Consider the following 328-nt stretch of genomic DNA (forward strand, 5'->3'; position numbering starts at 1 on the left):
TTTAAGCTCTGGTGTTGCGTCTGTGCCGACCACGACTTTTGCGACATTGCTCACCACGCCAGCACCCGAGCCGATATAACGGTTACCCGTTTGGTAAGTGCCACTGACTGTTTGCGTAATCGTGAAACCATCCGCATTCGATTCAATCAAACCTGTGAAGCTAAACGCACCATTGGTATCAGTTTTAACACTCTGGTTGACTGCTTGACCAAACTTATCCGTGCCCGTGATGGTCACCGTGATGTCCTTTAATCGCACATCATTTTGATCAACCGCGCCGTCTTGGTTTACATCTAAGAACACCTTACCTGATACTGACTTATCACCT

At 47.6% G+C, this 328-nt stretch carries 1 protein-coding gene; it reads right to left on the reverse strand.

The genetic code is table 11. The features are described from left to right. The coding region (locus L1077_RS27270; protein WP_237139897.1) for an SdrD B-like domain-containing protein at positions 1–328 on the reverse strand (328 nt) is incomplete at both ends.

The sequence above is a fragment of the Pseudoalteromonas luteoviolacea genome (genome assembly GCF_021654285.1).
Classification (GTDB): domain Bacteria; phylum Pseudomonadota; class Gammaproteobacteria; order Enterobacterales; family Alteromonadaceae; genus Pseudoalteromonas; species Pseudoalteromonas luteoviolacea_J.